This is a genomic window from Streptomyces sp. HSW2009 (genome assembly GCF_040240285.1).
Lineage (GTDB): Bacteria > Actinomycetota > Actinomycetes > Streptomycetales > Streptomycetaceae > Streptomyces.
Map to the genome: position 1 here is coordinate 1 of NZ_JBEHZD010000937.1, position 1,719 is coordinate 1,719.

The window sequence follows — 1,719 nt, forward strand, 5'->3', positions numbered from 1 at the left end:
GGCACGCCCCGCGAGCCCCGCCCGGGCGCGGCGTGCCGCCCATGAGCTGGGCGAACTATCGTCGAGAGCGCCCACGGCACGCCCATGTGCCAACCGCCCCTGAGGAGATGTCCGATGCCCGCCGACCACGATCCGAGCGCCCTGGATCTCACCGCGTACCTCGCCCGCATCCAGTGGTCGGGGAAACACGAGGCGACCGCCGACACCCTGCGCTCATTGCACCGCGCCCACCTTCTGCACATCCCCTTCGAGAACGCGGAAGGGGTACTCGGCTCGGCCCCCTCACTGGCCCTCGCCGACGTACAGCGCAAACTCGTCCAGGAGGGCCGCGGCGGCTACTGCTACGAACAGAACAGTCTGCTCGCAACGGCCTTGCGGGCCATGGGATTTGACGTCACCTACCTGGCGGCGCGGGTCCGTACGAACGCACGGGGCGAGCAGACCAGGCCGCGTACGCACATGGTGCTGATGGTCCGGGTACCGGGTTCGGAAACGCCCCATCTCGCCGATGTCGGATTCGGCGCCACCGGGCTCCTGGAAGCCATCCCGCTGGAGGCCGACGCGCCCCGTGCGCGGGGCGCGTGGACGGTGCGTCTGGTGCGCGAGCCGCAGGACGGTCCGGACGACCTGTGGGTGCTGCAACTGAGGCCGACCGGTGGCGCGTGGAGCGATGTCTACGCCTTCACCCGGGAGCCCTTCGAGTTCCCCGACTTCGAGATCGCCAACTGGTACATGGCCACCCACCCCAGGTCCCCGTTCTACGGCCGCCTCTTCGCCGAACAGCCCGGGGTCGATCACCACCTGGCGCTGATCGGCCGCCAACTCATTCACACCCGGGGCGACGGCACCGCGGCACGGCGCGAACTCTCCGACGACACGGAGGTGCTCAACACGCTCGCCACGTCCTTCGGCATCCACCTACCGCCGGGGACGAGGCTGCCGGCCTGACGCGGGCCGGTGGATAGTTGGCGACTGGTGGTGGGTGGGCGACGGCTGGTGGCTGGTGACTGCTGGCTGGCTGATGGGTAGGCGGCGGCTGGGTAGGCGGTGGCTCGTGAGCGGCTGATGGTTGGTGGGCGGCGGACGTCGGCGGCTGGCGGTCGGCAGCGGCTGGCGCTCGGTGGTCTGGCAGACGCCGGACGGGGCTGCGCCATCCCACGAGGGGGCGGGAGCGCGGGCCCACGGGGCGGGGTGCGCGGGCCCGGCAAGGCCGTTGCGCATGCCCCACGGGGCGGAGTGCGCGCGGTTGATCCGCTGACGCGCCCGGCCGCCGTACGCCGTCCGTCCCGGCCCACCCGGACGAGGCGGCTACGCGCGCGCCCGCCCGCGAGGCACGCCACCGACCGCTCCGGCCGTACCCCGCAGTGCCCCACCCGCCGACCCGGCCGCACCTCCCGCCCGGCGGCCCGCCCCGGCCCCGTACGACCATCGCCCGTACGCCCCGACCGGTACGCGCCGTACGCCCGGCGGGACCCGACGCCCGGTGGGCCCCGTACACGCGGTGGGGGCCGTACACGCCGCCGGCCCCATACCCGCCGCGGGCCGGGCCCGCCACGCGCTCCGTACGCACCGTGGGCCGCGTACCCACCACGCCCCGTACGCGCCGCCACTACGCGCCGCCGGCGCGAGCCGCCCCCTCCGCGGAACAGCCCCGGGGCGGGGGGGGGGGGCCCCCCCCCCCCCCCCCCCCCCCCCCCCCCCCCCCCCCCCCCCCCCCCC

At 75.2% G+C, this 1,719-nt stretch carries 1 protein-coding gene; it reads left to right on the forward strand.

The genetic code is table 11. From position 1 onward, the window contains the following. Positions 1 to 114 precede the first annotated feature (114 nt). Positions 115 to 948: an arylamine N-acetyltransferase family protein gene (locus AAHZ94_RS33670; RefSeq protein WP_349997493.1), complete on the forward strand. Its 834-nt coding sequence runs from the start codon at positions 115 to 117 to the stop codon at positions 946 to 948. Positions 949 to 1,719 lie beyond the last annotated feature (771 nt).

Coding starts and splice junctions, on each gene's coding strand:
- AAHZ94_RS33670 (WP_349997493.1), top strand. CDS start 115: ATGCCCGCCGACCACGATCCGAGCGCCCTGGATCTCACCGCGTACCTC.